A 21,996-nucleotide genomic window follows, 5' to 3' on the forward strand; every position below is an offset into this window, starting at 1 on the left:
CGATGTATGCATGCAGCCGCCGGGCTCTTCGGCCCGATCGGAAAAAGTCAGATGATTAGTAGCCTCCCTTGCCCGGATACCAGTTGGTGCCGGCAAGCGGGATCTGTGCCATGGCTGCGGCCTCCATCGTCAGCGCGCACAGGTCCTCCGGTTCGAGATTATGCAGATGATTCTTGCCGCAAGCACGCGCAATCGTCTGTGCTTCGAGCGTCATCACCTTGAGATAGTTGGCGAGGCGTCGACCGGCTGCAACCGGGTCGAGCCGCGCGGCAAGTTCCGGGTCCTGCGTCGTAATGCCGGCAGGGTCCTTGCCCTCGTGCCAGTCATCATAGGCGCCGGCCGTCGTGCCGAGCTTTTGATACTCTTCCTCCCAGCGCGGATCGTTGTCGCCGAGCGCAACAAGCGCCGCCGTGCCGATGGCAACGGCATCGGCACCCAGCGCCAGCGCCTTAGCAACGTCAGCGCCGGAGCGAATGCCGCCGGAGATGATTAGCTGCACCTTTCGGTGCATGCCCAGATCTTGCAGCGCCTGAACGGCGGGACGGATGCAGGCGAGAGTCGGCATGCCGACATTTTCGATGAAGACGTCCTGGGTCGCGGCCGTGCCGCCCTGCATGCCGTCGAGCACGACAACGTCCGCGCCGGCTTTTACCGCGAGGGCCGTATCGTAATAGGGACGCGCGCCGCCGACTTTGACGTAGATCGGCTTTTCCCAGTCGGTGATTTCGCGCAGTTCCATGATCTTGATTTCAAGATCGTCCGGCCCAGTCCAGTCCGGATGGCGGCAGGCCGAGCGCTGGTCGATGCCTTTCGGCAGGTTGCGCATGTGGGCGACGCGATCGGAAATCTTCTGGCCGAGCAGCATGCCGCCGCCGCCCGGTTTGGCACCCTGCCCCACGACGACTTCGATCGCATCCGCGCGACGCAGATCCTTCGGGTTCATGCCATAGCGCGAGGGGAGATACTGATAGACCAGGGTCTGCGAATGGCCGCGCTCCTCGTCGGTCATGCCGCCATCACCGGTGGTGGTGGACGTGCCCGCAATCGTGGCACCGCGGCCGAGCGCTTCCTTGGCATTACCCGACAGGGCGCCGAAGCTCATGCCGGCGATGGTGATCGGGGTCTTGAGCGTGATGGGCTTCTTGGCAAAGCGGCTGCCGAGAACGACTGTTGTGTCGCACTTCTCGCGATAGCCTTCGAGCGGATAGCGCGAGATCGACGCGCCGAGGAAGAGAAGATCGTCGAAATGCGGCACCTTGCGCTTGGTACCGGCGCCACGGATATCGTAGATCCCCGTTGCTGCCGCCCGGCGGATTTCCGCCAGCGTATGATTGTCGAAGGTTGCGGATTTGCGGGGCGGCGTCAGCGGGTTGTGATAGCTCATGATGTCCCTTTCGCCTCAGTACGCGTCGGCATTGTCGATATTGAAATTGTAGAGCTTACGCGCCGATCCGTAACGCTTGAACTCTTCCGGCCTGACATCCTTGACGCCAGCCTTTTCGAGAAGTTCGGAGAGCTTGGCGATATGCTCCGGGCGCATCTCCTTCTCGATGCAATCCGAACCCAGGCTCTGCACCGAGCCGCGAACGAAGAGCTTTGCCTCATAAAGGCTGTCGCCCAAGGCATCGCCGGCATCGCCAAGCACGACCAGATGACCTGATTGCCCCATGAAGGCGGACATGTGGCCGATATTGCCGTGCACGACGATATCGATGCCCTTCATCGAGATGCCGCAACGCGAAGCGGCATTTCCCTTGATGACCAGAAGGCCGCCCTGCCCTGTTGCTCCGGCATACTGGCTGGCATCGCCCTCGATGACGACGGTGCCCGACATCATGTTTTCCGCGACACCCGGTCCTGCCGAACCATGCACGGTGACCGTGCCGCCGTCGTTCATGCCAGCACAATAATAGCCGACCGATCCTCTGATATCGACGGTGACTGGTGTGTCGATGCCGACGGCAACGGCATGATGGCCGCGCGGATTGACCACTTCGAAGGCGTTATCATTGGCGCCGGCCGAGAGGCTGTGAAGTATGCTGTTAAATTCGCGCAGCGAAGTAACGGATAGATCGAAAACTGGCATGAAAGAACTTTCTCGATAGCACCAGGACTGAACTAGGCGGCCTTTTCGTGATCCCAGAAATAGACGGTGGCCGGCTCCGGCTCCCAGATGCGGGCATCTTCGATACCCGGCAGGCTGACAAGCGCGCGGTACTCGGAGCCGAAGGCGACATATTGATCGGTTTCGGCCATGACGGCCGGTTTGCAGGCGATGGGATCGCGAACGACGCCGAAGCCTGACTTCGTGCCGACGACGAAGGTGAAGAAGCCATCGAGATCGCTGAGCGCGCCGGTCAAAGCTTCACCGAGGTCCTTGCCCTTGGCCATTTCGGCCGTCAGATAGGCGGCAGCGACTTCTGAGTCATTCTGAGTTTCGAAGGTCATGCCTTCCCGCACGAGCTCACGGCGGAGATTATTGTGGTTCGACAGGGAGCCGTTATGGACCAAGCATTGATCGGAGCCGGTCGAGAATGGGTGGGCGCCAAGCGTGGTGACGGCCGATTCTGTTGCCATGCGGGTGTGGCCGATGCCATGCGTTCCGGACATGGAGGTGACGCCGAAACGCGAGATGACGTCCTTCGGAAGGCCCGTTTCCTTGTAGATCTCGATAGCATCACCGCTGCTCATGACACGGATGTCGGGCCGCAGTGACGTAATCGCCGTCCTGCCCTCATCCAGCTTGTCGCTGGCGAGCGTGATGACGGCATGCGTGCTTTTGACCTCGACCGAAATCGGCGCATCCAGCGCGCGTCTCAAATCGTGTTCAAGACCGTCAAAGTCCTTTTTGGGATTGGCTGACTGGACAGTGATCTTGGCATTTTTGCCATCAGCGCCACCGTAAATCGCGATGCCGGCGCTGTCTGGACCGCGGTCCGTCATCGTGACAAGCATGGACGAAAGAAGCGCGCCGAGCTTTGGCTCAAGGCTTTTGTCTTTCAGGAAGAGACCCACAATTCCGCACATGATCAGACCCTCCATTTCGCGTCTGCAAAATGGCTATCAGGTCCGTTTTTAAATTTCAACTGGAAAGAATAATTTTTTCTTTTAAGGCAAGTCAGTCGATCTTGCCGCGTTGTGGGTAACTGATGATCGAGAGGTATTTTGCCGGCAGTTTTACCAGCACTTCCGGGCCGTGCGGCGCATCCGCATCGAAGAACAGGCTGTCGCCGGGTTGCATGGGGAAAAGCTGATCGCCATGGCGATAGACCACTTCGCCTTCGATCATATAGAGAAACTCCATCCCCTCGTGCTGAAAGGTCGGGAAGACGTCGGAATCGACCGTCAGCGAGATGAGATAGGGTTCGACGATGACGCCGCTGGAATTGTTGTCGATATGGCCGAGCAGATTATATTGATGGCCGGCGCGCGTGCCACGCCGTTCGAGCTCCACACCCTGGCCAGCCTTGACGAAAACGGCGTTGCGCGGCTCTTCATAGCGGCGGAAGAACGCCGTGAGCGGCACGCCAAGCGCGCGGGAGAGCGATTGCAGTGTTGTCAGGGACGGCGAGATATTGCCGTTTTCGATCTTCGAGAGCATCCCGAGTGAAATTCCGGTCGCCGCCGCAAGGTCCGTCACCGTGATGCCGAGCTTCTTGCGATAGGCGCGCACCTCGTGGCCGATCGCCATTTCGAGATTGTTTTCCTTCGGCTCGCGCACTGCGTGCGGATCCTGGGAGAAAGCCGGTCGTCCGCCATGCGGATGCTCTTCGATCGATGTCTTCCCCGGCTTGCTCTTCATTCATAAATCCTTACGGCCATTTATTGTCATGGCCATTCTATCCTCACGGTGAAATTTTCTCAACTGCGACGAAAATTACGCTCTTCGCGTTTCGCTGGGCGCCATACCGTAAAGGTTGCGAAAGGCGCGGGAGAAATGCGCGCCACTGGAAAAGCCGGTGGCAACAGCGATTTCGGAAATCGACAGCGGGCTCTGTTCGAGGAGCCGCCGGGCATGCTGCAGCCGGATGCGGCGATATTGGTCGAGGAATGTCGAACCGAGATGCGCGGCGAACAACCGGTCGAGATGGCGCGGCGTAACGCCGGCGATCCGCGCCATGGCGGTGCGATCGAGCGGCATCTCGATCGTCTCCTCCATCTTCTCCAGCACGCTCAGCAGGCCGGGATGGTGGACGCCGTAGCGCTCGGCAAGCGAGCCGCGTTGCGGGGCGGTCGGTTCGCCGACTTCCGTGTGCAGATACCAGTCGCTGACGCGGCGAGCGAAATCCGGTCCCATCCGCTCGGAGATCAGCGCATGCATCATATCGAGCGGCGCGATGCCGCCGCCGCAGGTGATGCGGTTACCGTCGACGACGAAACGGGCCTGGCGTGGCGAAAGGGCTGGAAACGACTCGAGGAGTGCCGGCGCATGTTCCCAATGGATGGTGAAATCACGGTCGGCCAAAAGACCGGCGGCGGCAAGTAGATAGGGGCCACCTGAAATGCCGCCGATGCGCACCCCCTCGCGCGCCAATTGCCTGAGGCAGGCCAGCACCGCCGGATAGTGCCAGTCGCGTGGCGATCCGCCTGCGCACACGAACACCGTGCCAAGGCCGGAACCTCGCCCCGGAAGCGGGGCTGCCGGAACGGGTACACCGCCGGAGGATAAGGCGGATGCACCATCCGGCGAGAAGGTCGACAGTCGGTTGATCTCGCGCCCGGCCAGCAGATTGGCGGCGCGCAGCGGCTCGCTCGCCGAAGCATAGGACATCAGCGCGAATCCCGGGATCAGGATGAAACCGATATGCTGGAGGTTTTTCGCATCGATCGAAGACATGTCCCTTTTCTATCGAAATATGTCCTGAATAGGCAAGTCGACATTTCCTGCTCTGTCATCATCAACGCAATTCCACCTGGATCAATCCATGCGCTATTCCGCTCTTTCCATTCTCCTCAACGGTCTCCGCGGCAATGCCGGCTGGGCTCCCGCCTGGCGTCAGCCCGAGCCGAAGCCGCATTACGACGTCATCATCGTTGGCGGCGGCGGCCATGGATTGGCGACGGCGTATTATCTTGCGAAGACCTTCGGCATCACCAACGTTGCCGTTCTGGAAAAGGGCTATCTCGGCTCCGGCAATATCGGCCGCAACACGACGATCATCCGGTCCAACTACCTCCTGCCCGGCAACAACCCGTTCTACGAGCTTTCGATGAAGCTCTGGGAGGGGCTGGAGCAGGACTTTAATTTCAACGCCATGGTCTCGCAGCGCGGCGTGATCAATCTCTTTCATTCGGATGCACAGCGGGACGCCTATACGAGGCGCGGCAACGCCATGCGTTTGCATGGCGTTGATGCCGAATTTCTCGACCGGGAAATGGTTCGCCAGAAGCTGCCCTTCCTCGATTTTGATAATGCCCGCTTTCCCATCATGGGCGGCCTGTTGCAGCCGCGTGGCGGCACGGTCCGCCACGATGCCGTTGCCTGGGGCTATGCGCGCGGCGCCGACAGCCGCGGCGTCGATATCATCACTGGCTGCGAAGTCACAGGCATTCGCAGCGAGAATGGCCGGGTGACCGGCGTCGAGACGACGAAGGGCTTCATCGGCTGCGGCAAGCTGGCACTTGCGGCAGCCGGGAACTCCACCGTTGTCGCCGACATGGCCGGGCTACGTTTGCCGATCGAGAGCCATGTGCTGCAGGCTTTTGTCTCCGAGGGCTTGAAGCCTTTCATTGATTGCGTCGTTACATTCGGTGCCGGGCATTTCTACGTTTCGCAGTCGGACAAGGGCGGCCTCGTCTTCGGCGGCGATATCGACGGCTATAATTCCTATGCGCAGCGCGGCAATCTCGCGACGGTCGAGCATGTCGCCGAAGCAGGTGTCGCCTTGATCCCGTCGCTGACCCGCGTGCGCTACCTGCGCAGCTGGGGCGGCGTCATGGATATGAGCATGGACGGTTCGCCCATCATCGATCGCACCCATATCGACAATCTCTATCTGAACGCCGGCTGGTGCTATGGCGGCTTCAAGGCTACGCCCGCTTCCGGCTACTGCTACGCCCATCTGATCGCTCGCAACGAGCCGCACGAAACGGCCACGCAACTGCGCCTCGATCGCTTCCGGCGCGGTTATCAGATCGATGAAAAAGGCGTCGGCGCACAGCCGAACCTGCATTGAGGACGTAACGACATGGCAAGCCTGATTTCCTGCCCTCACTGCGGTCTTCGCCCGAAAGAGGAATTCACCATCAAGGGCGACGCGAACCTTGTTCGTCCCGCGCCAGATGCCGGTTGCGACGTCTGGTATGATTATGTCTATCTGCGCGACAATCCGAGGGGTCGACACAAGGAATATTGGCACCATTCCTCAGGCTGCCGGCGCTGGCTGATCGTCGAGCGCGATACGGTCACCCACAAGGTCCATGGTGTGAGCGACGCAGCGCTTGCCAAGCTCGGAGGCCAGGGATGACCAGCTCTCGCCTTTCTTCCGGTGGCCGGATCGATCGTTCCAAGACCCTTAGCTTCAGTTTCGATGGTCGCGACCTTCAGGGCCACCCTGGCGATACGCTAGCCTCTGCCCTGCTCGCAAACGGTATCCAACTCGTCGGCCGCAGTTTCAAATATCATCGGCCGCGCGGCATCCTGACGGCGGGAGCCGCCGAGCCCAACGCTCTTGTCACGACTGGCGTAGGCGGGCGAACGGAAGCCAACAGTCGCGCCACGATGATCGAGCTTTATAACGGGCTGATCGCGCGCAGCCAGAACCGCTGGCCTTCGCTCGGCTTCGACGTCGGCGCCGTGAACAGCCTGCTCTCCCCCTTCCTCAGCGCCGGCTTCTACTACAAGACCTTCATGTGGCCGGCCGGCTTCTGGGAGAAAGTCTACGAACCGATCATCCGCAAGGCTGCCGGTCTCGGCAAGGCTTCCTACGAACCCGATCCCGACTCCTATGAAAAATGCTGGGCGCATTGCGATCTGTTCGTCATCGGCGCAGGGCCGGCAGGGCTTGCCGCCGCATTGACGGCGGGGCGTGCCGGCGCACGAGTCCTGCTTGCGGATGAGGGCTTTGCCTTTGGTGGCGGTCTGCTTGCAGAACGCGAGTCGCCACTCGGTGATATTCTGACGGAACTTGAAAGCCTGCCGAACGTCCAGTGCCTGCCGCGCACGACTGTTATCGGCTGGTACGATGACAACGTCTTCGGCGCGGTGGAGCGCGTGCAGAAACATGTCGCGACACCCGACACGCGGAGGCCGGTGGAGCGACTTTGGCGCATCATCGCAAGGCAAGCCATTCTCGCTGCTGGTGCAGAAGAGCGGCCGCTCGTCTTCGGTGGCAACGATATTCCGGGCGTCATGATGGCGGGCGCCATGCGCAGCTATCTGAACCGTCAGGCCGTTGCCCCCGGCAAGCGGACCGTTGTGTTCACCACCAACCAATCCGGTTATCAGACAGCGGCCGATCTCGAAGCCGCCGGCGTCGAGGTTGCCGCCATCATCGATAGCCGCTCCGGCGGAAACGATGCATGGGCGGGTAAGGCCCGAGTGTTGACAGGTGCTAGCATCGTCGATGCGCATGGCGGCAAGCAGCTGCACGGCGTGAGCATCGCGAGTGCTTCTGGCACGCAGAAGATCGAGGCCGATGCGCTTGCCATATCGGGCGGCTGGAGCCCGATCATTCATCTCGCCTGCCATCGCGGAGGAAAGCCCGTCTGGTCTGACAGGCATGCAGCCTTCCTTGCGCCGGAAAGGCAGGAGGGGCTGTTTGTCGCGGGCTCTGCAGCCGGTCTTGCCTCGACAGAGGCGTGCCTTGGTGATGGTGCGAGTAAGGCAGTGGAAGCGCTCCAGGAGATAGGATTCGCCAAGGCAGAGCCGGCCTTTGCTTCCGGCGACGATACCCAGTCATCCGCCTCGCCGCTCTGGTCCGTCAAGGGAGGCAAGGGCAAGGCCTTTGTCGATTACCAGAACGACGTCCATCTGAAGGATCTCGGTCTTGCCGTGCGCGAAGGCTACGGTCATGTCGAGCTTGCCAAGCGCTACACGACGAACGGCATGGCGACCGATCAGGGCAAGCTCTCCAATATCAACGCCATCGGCATTCTCGCCGAGGCGCGCGGCGTCTCGCCCGCCGAGGTCGGCACCACGACATTCCGGCCCTTCTACACGCCGGTTTCCTTCGGGGCCCTCACCGGTTCGTCGCGCGGCAAGCATTTCCAGCCAGCCCGCAAATCGCCTCTTCATGGCTGGGCAAAGAAGAATGGCGCGGTCTTCGTCGAGACCGGGCTCTGGTATCGCTCCTCCTGGTTCCCACGCGAGGGCGAAAAGACATGGCGCGAAAGCGTCGATCGGGAAGTTCTCAACATCCGCAGGAATGCCGGCATCTGCGATGTCTCGACGCTCGGCAAGATCGAGATCTTCGGCAAGGACGCGGCGACCTTCCTCGACCGCATCTACTGCAACGGTTTTGCCAAGCTTCCGGTCGGCAGGGCGCGTTATGGCATCATGCTGCGGGAAGACGGCATGATCTATGACGATGGCACCACCAGCCGCTTGAGCGAAGATCATTTCTTCATGACCACGACGACGGCGCTGGCCGCCGGGGTGCTGACACACCTCGAATTCTGCGCCCAGACGCTTTGGCCCGAGCTCGAGGTCTACTTTGCCTCATCGACCGATCAATGGGCACAGATGGCGGTCGCGGGGCCGAAATCCCGCGCCATCCTTGCCGAGATGGTCGATGACGACATTTCGGACGCGGCTTTCCCTTTCATGAGCGCACGCGCGGTCACGCTGTTCGGCGGGAAGCTCGAGGGCAGACTGTTTCGCATCTCGTTTTCGGGTGAACTTGCCTATGAGCTCGGCGTACCCGCCGCATACGGTGAACCCGTCGCCGATGCGATCATGCACGCAGGACAGAAGCATGGAATTTGCCCCTATGGCGCCGAAGCGCTCGGCGTCATGCGCATCGAGAAGGGCCATGTCACTCATGCCGAGATCAACGGCACGGTGACGCCGGGCGATCTCGGCTTTGCCCGCATGGTCTCCTCAACAAAGGCTGATTTCATCGGCAAGGCGATGCTTGCGCGCGAGGGCCTTCAGGCCGCCAATCGCCCTCGCCTCGTCGGCGTCAAGCCGCTGGATCCGGCAACAAGCTTCCGCACTGGCGCCCATATTCTGGCGGAGGGCGCGGCAGCGACGCTCGAAAACGATCAGGGTTATGTGACCTCCAGCGCCTTCTCACCGAGCCTCGGCCATACGATCGGCCTCGCACTGGTCAAGAACGGACCCGAGCGGATTGGCGAGAAGGTCTTGATCTGGAACGGACTGCGTAATGAATTCACCGAAGGGCAGCTCTGCAGCCCCGTCTTCATCGATCCCGAAAACGAGAAGCTCCATGCCTGATCTCCTCGAAAGAAAACCCCTACTCGCTGGCAAGGCCGCTCTGCATGGGCCGAGCATCCGGCTCGAAGCTTTGCCGGAGGGGCATATGCTGCATGTGATGGGAGCGCTCACGGCCGACGGGCTTGAGGCGCATCTTTCCGCAGTGGGCATCAAGGAAAGTTCCGTACGGCCGGCCGGATACCGGCAATGGTTCGTCGCCGGCAAAGACGTGCTTCCCAATGCGATTGTAAACCAGCTTTCCAGCGCCCTCGCCGGCCGCGCCTTCGTCTCCGATCAGAGCCATGGCCGCATCCGGATCGGCGTTTCAGGCCCCCTTGCCACCGAATTGCTGAACAGGGGCACAGCCGTCGATCTTCACGCCTCGGCTTTTCCTGAGGGACACGCGGCGATGACCCTCTTCGGCCATATCTCAATACAGCTGGCACGTACCGGCGCCGAAGACTTCGAGTTGACGGTGCTGCGCAGCTTCGCGGAATCTCTCTATGAGGAGCTTGAGGCGCTGGCGCTTTCGCTGGGTGCCGAGCGCCTTGCATCCTGAGCCTATCAGGATCCGGGGCAAATCGGCCAAAGGCTCGATTCAGGCTCGAGCGGTCGTCTTCAGCAGTCTTTGGGCGGCCAGATTCAGGCACTCTTCAAACGCTGTCAGGTCGAGGAACAATTGATCCGGCGCCACCTTGCGAGTGATTATGGTGCCGTTGCGCGCCGCGATGCTTCCGTCGAGCATCAGGTTGTCGATCATGTCGAAATTTTCCAGCGACAATCCATCCGGTCCGCGGTGGCGTCCGTCAGGACCGAGATGCACCTCGCCGCCATGGAGATGGCTCACTCGCTCGAAATGGTTTTCCGCGCAATTGGAGAAAGCAAAGGCGGGGCAGCCGCGGGCACACATGAAGCCAAGCTCGAAGACCGTGCCGACATCGGCGGATATGCCGCGAAACGGTGTCAGATTGGCAATGATCAGATCGGCGCTCGACATCAGGCTTTCGTTGATGGCGCTGATGGCGAGGCCGTGCTGGTATCTCGTTTCCGTTTCCGGGATGGTCAGATCGCCGGGTGACACGGGAGTGAAACCGTAGCTGCGCGCCAGGGCAATCTTGCGGTCCAGCATTTCCCTCGCATTGGGAAGGAAAACCTCCGGACCTGCCAAATATGCTCTCAATGCTTTTTGCCTTTCCGACAGACCGTTGCAGCGCGGAAGCTGCGGAACCATATGAGGCATATGACCGATTCAGCGTTTTCGCGCCATAGTCGAGCGCACGGCTGACAAAATTGCGAAATCGGGGCAAGTGCCGTTCCCGGTAAATCACAAGGGGCGTATGTTCATACCTTGAACCGGGGCGTTAAGACAGCCGATGGCAGGCGAAGAAATTTTGTGGGGTAAAGGAAATGCAATCTTCCATTGAAGCAGCGACCAGCTCGGAAATTAACGATCAAGGCTGCTGGCCGACAAAGCAGAACAAGATTCTCGATTGGCTGATGAATGATGTTCGCGACCAGCGTTTCATAGACAATATCCTCGTCGAACTGTGCGAAAAGCTCGTGGCCGCAGGGATTCCGGTGGCGCGATCGACCATGCATTTCAGGACGCTGCATCCGCAATGGCTTGGTGCGCGGATCCTCTGGCGTCCGGGCATGAAGGAAGGCGACATTGCTACATTCAGCTATGGCGTCGAGAAGACGCCGCAGTTTTTGGCAAGCCCCATCAACGAAATCTTCAACGGCGCAACCGAGGTCCGGAAAAATCTCGAGGTTCCGGATGGCGATCAGTTCGCCTATCCGCTGTATAGGGAGCTGCATGCCGAAGGATTGACCGACTACATCGCCTGGCCGATCTACCACACGCTCGGCAAGCGCCACATTGTCACCTTCTCCTCCGATGCGCCTGGCGGCTTTACCGAAGCGCACATCACCGTCCTGAAGGATTTGCTCCCGGCCCTGACGATGGTGACCGAAATCAGGTTGAAGAACATCATGGCGCGCACGCTATTGCGCACCTATGTCGGTCCGCATGCCAGCGAGCAGATCCTTGCCGGCGCAACGACGCGCGGCAGCGGCGCTACGGTCGGCGCGGCCATCCTGATCTGCGATCTTCGCGATTTTACCACCATCTCGGACATGTGGCCGCGCGACGATGTCATCGAATTGCTCAACGGCTACTTCGATGCAATGGTGGATCCTATCGAAAAGCATGGCGGCGAAATCCTGAAATTCATGGGCGACGGCTTGCTCGCCATCTTCCCGCTAAGCGACCCAAATGCCTGCCATAATCTCCTCCTTTCGATCAGCGAGGCACAGACGGCGGTTACCGCGCTCAACGAGGAGAACCGCAAGAACGGTCGCGAGGTGCTTCGGTATGGGGTCGGCGTCCATGTCGGCGACGTGATGTACGGCAATATCGGTTCTCGCACCCGCCTGGACTTCACCGTCATCGGTCCGGCCGTGAACATCGCTTCGCGCCTGGAAACCCTGACCAAGGAAGTGAAACGGCCGGTGCTCCTGTCCAAGGCCTTCGTCGAAATGGCCGGCTGCCAGCGCGATATGGAAAGCCTCGGCGCCTTCCCGCTCAAGGGACTTGGCGAACCGGTCGACGTCTTTGCCTTCACGGCCAAAGAGAAGCTGCTGCAGGAAGCGTGACCGAAGAAGCGCGGGGAATCGTCTGTTTCGCGCGGCCGATTTGACGCGGCGCGATTCAGTCGGTTGCAAAACGTGAAAGGCAAGGGGCTGCCACTGCTGCGGCCGCTCCCTATATTGTTTGAGGGATCATGACGATAGCCGCCTTATTTTTGGGATCGTTCTGCGATTACAAGCGTTAGGTAGTGGTTGATTCTATCGGCTCGACCCGAGGGTGCCCGCCACCCATAAATACTCTGACAAGGAGAAAACAGATGAGAAAAATTCTGACACTGGCGTTTTCGGCCGCATCGTTGATTATCGCCGGCACGGCAGTGGCACGCGCGGCGGACCTGCAGACCTACCGCGAGGACGACACGGATCAGCGCAATGGCGTCAAGATCGGCTACCTCGATTGCGAAATCGGTGGCGGTGTCGGCTATGTCCTCGGCTCGGCCAAGGAAGTGGATTGCACCTTCCATTCGACGGTCGGACGCGCACGCGTTGATCATTACACCGGCGCGATCAGGAAGATGGGTGTCGATCTCGGCTTTACGACTCGCAGCCGGCTTGTTTGGCTCGTCTTCGCACCGACAGCCGGCTATCATCGCGGCTCTCTGAGCGGCCTTTATCAGGGCGCAACCGTTGAAGCGACCGTGGGTGCCGGCGTCGGCACGAACATCCTCGTCGGCGGCACGGCTGGTTCCATCCAGCTTCAGACCGTGAGCGTGACGGGTCAGCTTGGCCTCAACGTCGCAGCGACCGGCACCTCGGTAACGCTGACCGCGACCGAGTAAGCTTTTACAGCCCGGATGAACATCAGGCCGCCCCGTTACAAGACGGGGCGGCCTTTTCATTTGGCCGGCGTCGCTGTTTCGCAATGGCCGCCAGCGGATATCTGATCGTCCCCAGGATCGTCGATTTTCTTTTACAATAATGGATTCACGCCTGCGTCTTCGGCGGCTATAGCTGTCAGCGCAAGGCCAAAACCATACCGGAGCCAAATCCTATGACCGATACCGTCACCGATCGTTTCCTTCGCTACGTCGTCGTGGACACGCAGTCCGATGCGTCTTCGCCCACGCAGCCGTCCACGGAGAAGCAGAAGAACCTCGGGCGGATTCTGGTCGAAGAATTGTTGGCGATCGGCTTGAAGGATGCGCATCTGGACGAGCACGGTTATGTCTACGCGACCATTCCGTCCAATGTCGACAAGCCGGTTCCGGTGATCTGCTTCTGCTCTCATATGGATACCGCGCCAGATTTCACGGGCACGAACGTCAAGCCGCAGGTCCTGCGAAACTATGGCGGCGGCGACATCCGGCTTTCAGGCGATCCGCAACAGATTATCCGCGTCGATGAGCACCCTGCCCTGCGCGATCAGCTCGGCAACGACATCATCACCTCGGACGGCACGACGCTGCTGGGTGCCGATGACAAGGCGGGCCTCGCCGAAATCGTGACGGCTGCTCAATATCTCGTAGACAACCCCGACATCCGCCACGGCACGATCAAACTCCTGTTCACGACCGATGAGGAAATCGGCCGCGGTGTCGACAAGGTCGATCTGAAGAAGCTTGGCGCGGAATTTGCCTATACCGTGGATGGCGAGACTGCCGGGCATATCGAGGACGAGACTTTTTCGGCGGACGGCGTCGAAATTGTGATCCAGGGTGTGGCAATCCATCCAGGCTTTGCCTTGGGAAAGATGGAAAACGCCATCAAGATTGCCGGTGCGATCATCGACAGGCTGCCGAAGGACCTGGCTCCCGAAACGACGGCTGGCCGAGATGGCTTCATTCACCCGACTGGTGTCAGCGGTTCGATGGAAAAGGCCTCGCTCGGTCTCATCATCCGCGATTTCGATGACGCAGGGCTCGCCGTCAAGGAGGCCATGCTGGAGCAGATCGTCAAGGACGTCATGATGTCCTATCCCGGCTCTTCCTATACATTCACGGTCAGGCATCAGTACCGCAATATGAAGGCGCTTCTTAATCGCCATCCGCAGATCGCCGATTATGCCGTGGAGGCGATCCAACGTGCCGGCATGACGCCGGTGCGCGGCAGTATTCGCGGCGGTACGGACGGTTCAAGGCTCTCCTTCATGGGGCTTCCATGCGCCAATCTTTTCGCCGGCGGTCATGCCTTTCACTCTCCGCTCGAATGGGTCAGCCGGCAGGACATGGAGAAATCGGTCAAGACACTTGTCGAATTGGCGAAGATCTGGGCTGAGCGCGCATAGTCGCGCGCTCCCTCGGAATAGATTTCGTTCCTAATACTCAAGCATAACGGCCCTGTTGCAAAATAAGGCATCTCTACCGGTTTGAGGTTGGTAGCGTTGTCATTGCGCAAGGCATTCGTGTAATTTGTTATTGCAGCATTACTAAATTAGATTATACTATAAGTTGGTCTTGGGAGGAAAGAACAATAAGTTTGTCCATTCATTCCAACTCTACGGCGCGCGCGCTCCGACTATCAGAAACTGGCTATTCAAGCAGCCTAAACTGAAACGGAGTTTAGTCATGAGAGTAGGATCTTCACGGATAGCGATCGTCGCATCCGCATTTCTTCTGTTGACTTCGACTGCTTATCCAGAGCCCGGCGGAGGTACGGATCACGGTGGCGGCCGGTCCGGAAGCAGCGGTGGGCTCGGCGCGGGTCTTGGCGTCTCCATTGGTGGAATCAATGCAGGCCTGGGTGCCGGCCTCGGCTCCAAGGGACTTGGTGTCGGTGCCGGCGCTTCCGTTGGCGGCGCGAATGGCGTCAATGCCGGCCTGGGTGCCTCGGTATCCGGAACAAGTGGCGTCAATGCGGGTGTCGGTGCATCCGTCGGCGGATCCAACGGCATTAATGCCGGCGTCGGCGCATCGGCCAATACAGCCGGTGTCAACGCAGGTCTTGGAGCCTCTGTCGGTGGGGCCAGCGGCGTCAATGCCGGCGCTGGCGTCTCTCTCGGCGGGTCCGGGGTCGGCGTTGGGGTCGGTGTGGGAGTCGGCGGCGGTTCAGGTAACGGTAGCGGAGGAACCGGGACCGGCACGGGAACTGGAACTGGAACTGGAACTGGTACGGGCTCCGGCAGCGGTACTGGCGTGACAACCGGCGGAACGAACGGCACGGGCGGTTTCGGCTCGGGACGTACCGGCACAAGCACACGGACGCTGGCCGCTTTCCGCACGATGTCGAGCGCCGAGCAGAAGCGCATGCTGATCGCCTGTCGCCAGGTAACGGCCTCCGGCAATTTCGACGCGGGCCTTGTCAGCCTTTGCCGGCTGCTGCGCAGTACCGCGAGTGCCGGCGGACTATAAGCATCTGCTCCAGCCGCTTTTGGCTAAGTCAAAGCATACGCAGCCGTTGCTGTTCAAACACGGCAACGGCTGCTGATATCTGCTTTCGAAGTTGAGGATTTACCAGTCTGCGTTCGCGACATCGTCAAGCGCCTGTCGACTGCGGCGGAGCATAATGACAGGAGCATCCACGGCGCGGCTCAACAGGTGGCGCGCGCCAGCCAGTGGGCGAAATCCTACCCTTTCCTCCACCACGGGAGGTGGTTCGCTGGCCACGAGAGGCTGCTCGGCCTGGGCATATTCCGCGCCCGCAATCAAGGGGTCGCGTGTTTCACACTGCGGCAGGCAACGGTCGAACCGCTCGGCATCGCCGGAAGCTGCGACCTTGATCTTGACCGTATCGGAACGCGAGGCAACGTGTTTCGCCGGCGCCGGATTTTTCACGGACGCCAAGGGGGATGGCGTAGGAACCGGCACAGTCATCAATTGGCGGGCGGGGCTTGCATCAATCGCGACCTGCAATTCGTTTGTCGTGGGATGTTGCAAGGATTGCGCGTTGCTGATCGTGATGCGACCGCTCTCATCGAAGAACCGCATGGCGCGCTCCGTCGGCGCGGTTTCAACGATCAGATAGAGAGCGCCAACCACCGTTCCGCAAACCGCAAGCGCGGAACCCAGCCTTCGGGTCGCCTCGCTTTGGCCATTCCACCATCTCATAGGCTGCGTATCCATCGACCGCTCCTTTTGACAAGATCTCAGCCAGCCATTTTGGCGAGAACTGTGGCGCGGCTTTTACCGAAACATGGCTAATTGCAGACCTTTTGCAAAGAAATGTTGATGGGGATGGCTTGTTAGCCGGTTCAACACAGAAGGTTTATAGGCCGCCATTCAATCCGAATTCCCTGAAGCCTACCCGCGAACATAGCCGTTCGTAGTAGTCCTCGATAACCGGGAAGTCTGGCTTGGCTGCCGGCAATGCTCGCCAGCGATGGATCGAGAGGCCTATGGGAATATCGGCAAGCGTAAAACTACTGCCGCAGATATAGCCACCATTCCGATCGATCTGCGCAGCGACGCGACCGACCAGATCGGAAAACACGTCCAGAGATTGAGCGATGACGGCCTTGTCCTGATACGCCGGATTCTTGCGCACCAGACCCTGGAAGGCGACGCGCCAGCTATTGTTGAAATCCGAGACCTGCCAGTCCATCCATTTCTCGATGGAAGCACGCTGTTTCAGATCATCCGGCAAGAGATCCGTGCGGCCGCGGCTCGCCGCAAGGTAGCGCAGTATCGTGTTCGATTCCCAAAGGATGAAACCGTCATCATCGATGACGGGCACCATACCGGCCGGATTGAGGCGCAGAAACTCCGGAGACGATGTCGGGCGCGAGCCGCCGCCCCAATCTTCGGTGCTGTAGTTCAGATCGAGCTCGGCGCAAAGCCATAGAACCTTGCGTACATTGATAGATCCGCGATAGCCAAAAATCGTCAACATTACGGGTGATACCTTCACTTCGCTTCAGCGCGATAGTCGCGGCATTGCATCGCGAAGCAATTGCTAAATTGTCATTGCTACAATTCGGGAATGGGCGCGTTTTTCCGAGCCCTGCGAGCAAGCATTTGATGCAGGATCGCATCATTAAGCTTTATCTTTAAAGTTAATCCGGACAGTCAGCAGACAAGCAAATGATCTTGTGATCTTATTATGCCGTGGCTGGAGCTGGGGACTGACCACGATTCCTTCATGAACCTCAAGGCAACGAACTGCGGCGCCCATGGTATTAACGGCAAAAGAGCTTGGTCGTAACGAGCATTTTCTTTCGGCTATACTGCAAAACGCACATGAGCTTATGGCTATTTACAGCGAGAATCCTCGCATAGCCTCGATTATGGCTGCTCAGCAGCGATGGCTTCTTGCGCATGCCGGATTCTCATTGTCGCTCGGTTACCCCGACGAGCCGATACCGGGGCTCTATAGCAGCCGCTTCATCGATTTCGCGGTGAAACATGGCCTTGCCAGCCGCAACACGGCAGCTGCCTTCCTCAAGGAAATGCAGGCCTACAAGTTCATTCAGCCCGTGCCGCGCAGTTCGGATCGCCGTATCACGCTGTTCGAACCGTCCGCTCTCACCCGTGAATATATGGCACGTTGGCTTCACACACATCTCATCGTGCTCGACACGCTCGACGGCGGCGAGCGGATGGCCAAGGTCGCCATCGATCCGGATGTCATCTGGCGGATGCATCCGATCATCGCCAAGCGCATCATGGACAGCGACATTCTTCGCAATCCTGGCGTGACGTTCAGCCTGTTCAACTGGGCGACATCGGGCGGTGCGGTCATGGACTACCTCATTTCACGGATAAGCTCGATCGATTTCGGCGCCGACAAGGTGCTGATCGGCCCACTGTCGATGAAGGTCATGCAGAGCCAGTTCATGATTTCCAGAACGCATCTGAAGCGGCTGTTCAAGCGGGCAGCCGAATTCGGCAGCGTTGGCTGGGTCGGTGCGCCCGGCAAGAGCGGCTTTTGGCTATCCCATACGTTCGTCTCGGAATACTGGAACTATCAGGCCGAGAAATATGCGATGATCGACGCCGTGAGCCATTCGATGCTTTCCGGCTTCAGCTGCAGTCGCGAGAGATCGGATGCGGCAATGTTGGGACTGACCAGCAACTGACGATCTACGGTTCACCCATTCGTCTCATAAAGGCGCCAAGAATAGGCGACATCCAGCGCTCGGAGCATAATGTCTTTGTCGCGGCCTAATGGAATCACATTCTAGCTATTATCATTGTTGAAACTTGATGGCCGCTAGAAGTCAAAAAGGTATTCTCGCTGTAATTGTTGAATCGCAAGACTGGTGAATCGACATAACATTAACCATCTTTCTCAAAAATAACGTTTATATACAAGTATTCGCTAAATAAATTTGGCCTATACTACTGCTTTGGCTCTTTGATACTGCCTCACCACATACACTCGGTTTCTACCTCATTGCCAGAATCGATAACATATGATTAGTTTCTTATATTCTGATGTTTTCGAGAATGTGGTTAGGGGGAATGCGAATGCTGAGAGTATTACGTGGCGCCGTTCTTTTGGGTGCCGCTATGACCATCGCAGAACCATCCGCCATGGCCGCCACTGCGACCGGCAATATGAATGTTCGCATCACCATTCAGGCTCAATGCGTGATCCAGACCGCCAGTGATCTCGATTTTGGCACCAACGGCGTTATCGCTACCAATATCGACCAGACCAGCACCATCGGCGTTCAGTGCACAACGGGGCAGACCTACAATATCGGCTTGAGCGCTGGCGCAGGATCTGGCGCGACGACGGCCGTCCGCGTCATGACGGGTCCGGCGTCGGCGACCATAAATTATGGTCTTTACCGTGACAGTGCACACCTGCAGCCTTGGGGCGTGACGATCGGTACAGACACGGTATCGGACACCGGTAACGGCAGCGTCAAGAATGCTACCGTTTATGGTCGGGTTCCTCCGCAGGCGACACCTGCTCCCGGCGTCTACACCGACACAGTGGCGATCACCGTCACCTACTGAAAACCGAAAAGCCCAGGAGGCCGCCATGCAACGCAGGTTGCCACGCATTGCTGCGACTATGCTTTTGCTTCTGAGTACCTACAGCGTGAATGCCGCATCGTTGCGAGTGGCGCCCACCAGCCTTGAGCTTATCGCGCCCTCGGGAACCGCCGTCCTCAATCTCGGCAATGATGGGGATCATCCCATCAATGTGCAGCTACGCGTCTTCAAATGGAGCCAGGCGGGCGGCGTAGAGCGGCTCGAACCGACGAGAGACGTGGTCGCCAGCCCGCCCTCCGCGAAAATGAGCCCGAACGGCCAGTATGTCGTGAGAGTAGTTCGCACGAGCAAGGCCCCGGTCAGAGCGGAAGAAAGCTATCGGGTCATCGTCGACGAACTGCCGGACGCAACGCGCGCTCGGGCTGGAACAGTTACGCTGATCATGCGCCACTCCATCCCGATTTTTTTCAAAAAAGCCGATGTGAAGCCGGCGGATGTCTCATGGAATATCAGCAGACAAGGCAACGGTCTCTTTCTAACCGGAAAAAATAATGGCGAAAGCCGCTTCCGGCTGTCGAATGTAACACTAGTACAGGGAGCCACGAAGATCGGTGGTCGCAGCGGCCTGGTCGGATACGTCCTGAGTGGCGCAACGATGCAATGGCCCATCACGACAGCAAAATCTGTCTCCGGCACTGCGATTACCTTGCAAGGCCAGAGCGATCTTGGGCCGTTCAATGCCAACGTCGCCGTTACCAAGCGTTAGGGCCGGCACCGTTCTTGTAAGCGTCCTTCTTTCGGTTTCGGTGCTGCGTGCTCAGGAAATTCCCAATCTGCCGGCAGCCGCTGTAACCGCCGACCAGCCCGCGGGCGTGCGCGACGTCTACCTTGAAGTATTCATCAACAATGTTTCGATGAAGATGATCGGCAATTTCAAACAGCGCCCGAATGGTTCGCTCGCAGCAACGGCCGAGGAATTGCGCGAAGTCGGCATAAAGCCCCCGGCAGACACCGGCGACGGCAAGCTTATCGAACTCGGCGCCCTGTCCGGCCTGTCATACCAGGTCGATGACCAAACCCAGCGGCTCTATGTCCAGGCGACCGACAAGGGCCGTACGCCCCACGTCATCAATGTCAGGCAGCAGGAGGAGAGCAAGATTCCGACACCGCAATCCGGCTATGGCGCTGTGCTCAACTACTCCCTCTTTGCGAGCTCCAACAGTCTGACGAAAAGCGACACCAACATCTTCCAGGGAATATCCGGCTCGTTCGATGCCCGCATCTTCAGCCCGTACGGCACACTCAGCCAATCCTTCATTGCCGGCTATTCCAACGGCAGTCTCGACGGCTTGACTCGCCTCAACACCACCTGGAGCTATTCGGATCCGAAAAGGCTGGTCACCTATCGCGCCGGCGATCTGACCACTGGTGGCCTGTCCTGGACGCGGCCGGTCTATTTCGGCGGCATCCAGTTCCAACGCAATTTCGCGTTGCGCTCCGATCTGGTGACCGAACCCCTGCCCGCTTTCGCCGGAAGTGCTGCCGTTCCTTCGACCCTCGAGATCTATACGCAGAATGTCAGGACCTATTCCGGCGATGTCCCCGCCGGGCCGTTCGAAGTCACCAACCTGCCCGTCTTCTCCGGCGGAGGACAGGCAACCGTCGTGTTGCGCGACAGCCTCGGGCGAGAAACGACACAGACATTGCCGTTCTATTCTTCCAATCTGCTGTTGCGCCAGGGCCTTATGGATTTCTCCGCGGAACTCGGCACTCCCCGGCGGAACCTCGGAACGGAATCCGACGACTATGACGGCCGCATCATGGGTGTCGCCACCGCTCGCTACGGGTTGACCGATTGGCTGACACTGGAGGGGCATTTCGAAGGCGGCTCGGACCTGCTGAACGGTGGTGCGGGCGTCGCCTTTCCGGTGGGGACCTGGGGTGTGGCCTCGGTCGCGGGCGCGGCAAGCAAGAGCGGCGACCGGTCCGGCGCGCTTCTGAATGCCTCCCTGGAACTGGACTATGCCAGGTGGTCATTCTATGCGCGCATGCAGCGTGCCTTTGACGATTACGACGATATTGCATCCGTGTCCGCCAGGCCAACGGCCAGTACCTCGGGAGAGTTTACGATATTCAGCGCCGGCGTGCCGCGCGCCATAGATCAGGTCACCCTCAGCGTGCCCACGCCGCTCGACCTTTCCAGCCTCAACCTTTCCTACACGCGGCTTGAAAGCGCCGATCGCACCAAGAGCAATATCGCCAGCCTTTCCTATAGCCAGACGTTCAAGCGCATGACGCTCTACGCCACCGCGTTTACCGACCTTGAGGACCGCAGCAATTTCGGCATATTCGCCGGAATTTCAGTCCCCTTCGGCGGCAACATCAATGCAAACACCGGCGTTCAGAGCGGCCCGAACGGTCTCGATGTCGTCGCCGATGTCTCGAAGTCGCTGCAGCAGGAAAATGGCAGCTTCGGCTGGCGGCTGCGTACATCCGAAGGCCAGGACACCAACCGGGAAGCAGCAGTCAGCTATCGGGCGCCCTTTGCCCAGTTCGAGGCCGGCGTTCAGCAGCAGGATAAGGACGCCCGCGCCACGGCACGAATGGATGGCGCCATCGCCGTGGCCGGGGGAAGCGTCTTTGCCACCAACCGCATCAATGATGCATTTGCTGTTGTCGATGTCGGCGCCCCTGATGTTGAGGTTCAGCAGCAGAACAGGCCTGTCGGCAAGACCAATCAAAGTGGCCGCATCTTGGTGCCCAACCTAAATTCCTACGAGCCGAACACGGTCTCCTTCGATCCGAAGAATCTGCCTGTCGATGCCGATGTGCCGGCAACCAAGGAAATCGTCGTTCCGGCCGACCGCAGTGGCGTCGTCGTCAAGTTCGGCGTGGCTGAAGCGCCGCAGGCGGCGCTTGTTACGATCGAGGACAAGACCGGTGCATTCCTGCGTGCCGGCCTCACCGGCAAATTGCAGGGCGCGGATGAGGAGTTCGTCATCGGCTATGACGGCCAGGCCTATATTCGCGGCCTGCACGGGCAAAACACGATCGAAGTCTCCCTGGAAGACGGAACGAAGTGCCATGCCCAGTTTGCCTACAAGCCACAGCGGGGACAGCAGGTCGTGATCGATAATGTCAGGTGTTTTTGAG

The 21,996-nt window shown here is 59.4% G+C and carries 20 protein-coding genes; 12 read left to right on the forward strand and 8 right to left on the reverse strand.

The window, feature by feature from the left end:
• Positions 1-55: 55 nt before the first annotated feature.
• From A6U86_RS14950 to A6U86_RS14970, 5 genes are all read right to left on the reverse strand, one after another.
• Positions 56-1,384: an FMN-binding glutamate synthase family protein gene (locus tag A6U86_RS14950; protein ID WP_068392493.1), complete on the reverse strand. Its 1,329-nt coding sequence runs from the start codon at positions 1,382-1,384 to the stop codon at positions 56-58.
• Positions 1,385-1,399: 15 nt separating this feature from the next.
• Positions 1,400-2,086: a GXGXG domain-containing protein gene (locus A6U86_RS14955; RefSeq protein WP_068392495.1), complete on the reverse strand. Its 687-nt coding sequence runs from the start codon at positions 2,084-2,086 to the stop codon at positions 1,400-1,402.
• 32 nt (positions 2,087-2,118) lie between these two features.
• Complete coding sequence (locus A6U86_RS14960) at positions 2,119-3,027, reverse strand: glutamine amidotransferase family protein (RefSeq protein ID WP_068393951.1); 909 nt, start codon at positions 3,025-3,027, stop codon at positions 2,119-2,121.
• 91 nt (positions 3,028-3,118) lie between these two features.
• Positions 3,119-3,802: a helix-turn-helix domain-containing protein gene (locus A6U86_RS14965; RefSeq protein ID WP_068392499.1), complete on the reverse strand. Its 684-nt coding sequence runs from the start codon at positions 3,800-3,802 to the stop codon at positions 3,119-3,121.
• A gap of 75 nt (positions 3,803-3,877) precedes the next feature.
• A complete protein-coding gene (locus A6U86_RS14970) occupies positions 3,878-4,837 on the reverse strand; it encodes a GlxA family transcriptional regulator (protein WP_068392502.1) in 960 nt (319 codons plus the stop codon).
• 88 nt (positions 4,838-4,925) lie between these two features.
• On the opposite strand from A6U86_RS14970, the gene A6U86_RS14975 reads away from it, so the two are divergent.
• From A6U86_RS14975 to A6U86_RS14990, 4 genes are read left to right on the forward strand one after another with little or no spacing between them, the layout of a single operon-like run.
• Positions 4,926-6,176, forward strand: coding sequence for a sarcosine oxidase subunit beta family protein (locus A6U86_RS14975; RefSeq protein WP_068392504.1), 1,251 nt, complete (start codon positions 4,926-4,928; stop codon positions 6,174-6,176).
• A 12-nt stretch (positions 6,177-6,188) separates the two neighbouring features.
• Positions 6,189-6,467, forward strand: a complete 279-nt coding sequence (locus A6U86_RS14980; RefSeq protein ID WP_068392507.1) for a sarcosine oxidase subunit delta — start codon at positions 6,189-6,191, stop codon at positions 6,465-6,467.
• Entirely contained in the window at positions 6,464-9,397 is a 2,934-nt protein-coding gene (locus tag A6U86_RS14985) for a sarcosine oxidase subunit alpha family protein (protein WP_068392510.1), read from the forward strand. Before A6U86_RS14980 ends, A6U86_RS14985 begins: the two co-directional genes overlap by 4 nt.
• Positions 9,390-9,935 (forward strand): sarcosine oxidase subunit gamma, encoded by a 546-nt coding sequence (locus A6U86_RS14990; RefSeq protein WP_068392515.1) that lies wholly within the window; start codon positions 9,390-9,392, stop codon positions 9,933-9,935. Before A6U86_RS14985 ends, A6U86_RS14990 begins: the two co-directional genes overlap by 8 nt.
• 39 nt (positions 9,936-9,974) lie before the next feature.
• Here A6U86_RS14990 and A6U86_RS14995 read toward each other — a convergent pair whose 3' ends face one another.
• Positions 9,975-10,505: a nucleoside 2-deoxyribosyltransferase gene (locus A6U86_RS14995; protein WP_234906403.1), complete on the reverse strand. Its 531-nt coding sequence runs from the start codon at positions 10,503-10,505 to the stop codon at positions 9,975-9,977.
• 278 nt (positions 10,506-10,783) lie between these two features.
• Between A6U86_RS14995 and A6U86_RS15000 the strand changes: the two genes are divergently transcribed.
• The 4 genes from A6U86_RS15000 to A6U86_RS36025 all read left to right on the forward strand — a co-directional run bounded on the left by A6U86_RS15000 (position 10,784) and on the right by A6U86_RS36025 (position 15,312).
• Entirely contained in the window at positions 10,784-12,031 is a 1,248-nt protein-coding gene (locus tag A6U86_RS15000; RefSeq protein ID WP_068392521.1) for an adenylate/guanylate cyclase domain-containing protein, read from the forward strand.
• A 251-nt stretch (positions 12,032-12,282) separates the two neighbouring features.
• The gene (locus tag A6U86_RS15005) at positions 12,283-12,804 is read left to right on the forward strand and encodes a DUF992 domain-containing protein (protein ID WP_068392522.1); all 522 of its coding nucleotides are present in this window, start codon (positions 12,283-12,285) and stop codon (positions 12,802-12,804) included.
• A gap of 212 nt (positions 12,805-13,016) precedes the next feature.
• Positions 13,017-14,249: a peptidase T gene (pepT, locus tag A6U86_RS15010; RefSeq protein WP_068392523.1), complete on the forward strand. Its 1,233-nt coding sequence runs from the start codon at positions 13,017-13,019 to the stop codon at positions 14,247-14,249.
• Positions 14,250-14,529: 280 nt separating this feature from the next.
• On the forward strand, positions 14,530-15,312 hold the full coding sequence (locus A6U86_RS36025) for a hypothetical protein (protein WP_068392526.1): 783 nt from the start codon (positions 14,530-14,532) through the stop codon (positions 15,310-15,312).
• A gap of 99 nt (positions 15,313-15,411) precedes the next feature.
• Here A6U86_RS36025 and A6U86_RS15020 read toward each other — a convergent pair whose 3' ends face one another.
• Together A6U86_RS15020 and A6U86_RS15025 are read right to left on the reverse strand one after the other, a co-directional pair.
• Positions 15,412-16,023, reverse strand: coding sequence for a hypothetical protein (locus tag A6U86_RS15020; protein ID WP_068392528.1), 612 nt, complete (start codon positions 16,021-16,023; stop codon positions 15,412-15,414).
• Positions 16,024-16,165: 142 nt separating this feature from the next.
• Entirely contained in the window at positions 16,166-16,789 is a 624-nt protein-coding gene (locus tag A6U86_RS15025) for a glutathione S-transferase family protein (RefSeq protein WP_068392530.1), read from the reverse strand.
• A 280-nt stretch (positions 16,790-17,069) separates the two neighbouring features.
• On the opposite strand from A6U86_RS15025, the gene A6U86_RS15030 reads away from it, so the two are divergent.
• From A6U86_RS15030 to A6U86_RS15045, 4 genes are all read left to right on the forward strand, one after another.
• Entirely contained in the window at positions 17,070-17,975 is a 906-nt protein-coding gene (locus A6U86_RS15030) for a hypothetical protein (RefSeq protein ID WP_141683710.1), read from the forward strand.
• A gap of 391 nt (positions 17,976-18,366) precedes the next feature.
• Entirely contained in the window at positions 18,367-18,864 is a 498-nt protein-coding gene (locus A6U86_RS15035) for a spore coat U domain-containing protein (RefSeq protein ID WP_068392534.1), read from the forward strand.
• Positions 18,865-18,889: 25 nt separating this feature from the next.
• Positions 18,890-19,609 carry a molecular chaperone gene (locus A6U86_RS15040; protein WP_068392535.1) on the forward strand — a complete coding sequence of 240 codons (720 nt, stop codon included), beginning with the start codon at positions 18,890-18,892 and terminating at the stop codon, positions 19,607-19,609.
• A complete protein-coding gene (locus A6U86_RS15045) occupies positions 19,581-21,995 on the forward strand; it encodes a fimbria/pilus outer membrane usher protein (protein ID WP_068392536.1) in 2,415 nt (804 codons plus the stop codon). The genes A6U86_RS15040 and A6U86_RS15045 overlap by 29 nt, the downstream gene beginning before the upstream one ends.
• Position 21,996 lies beyond the last annotated feature (1 nt).

This window comes from Rhizobium sp. AC27/96 (assembly GCF_001692325.1).
Lineage (GTDB): Bacteria > Pseudomonadota > Alphaproteobacteria > Rhizobiales > Rhizobiaceae > Rhizobium.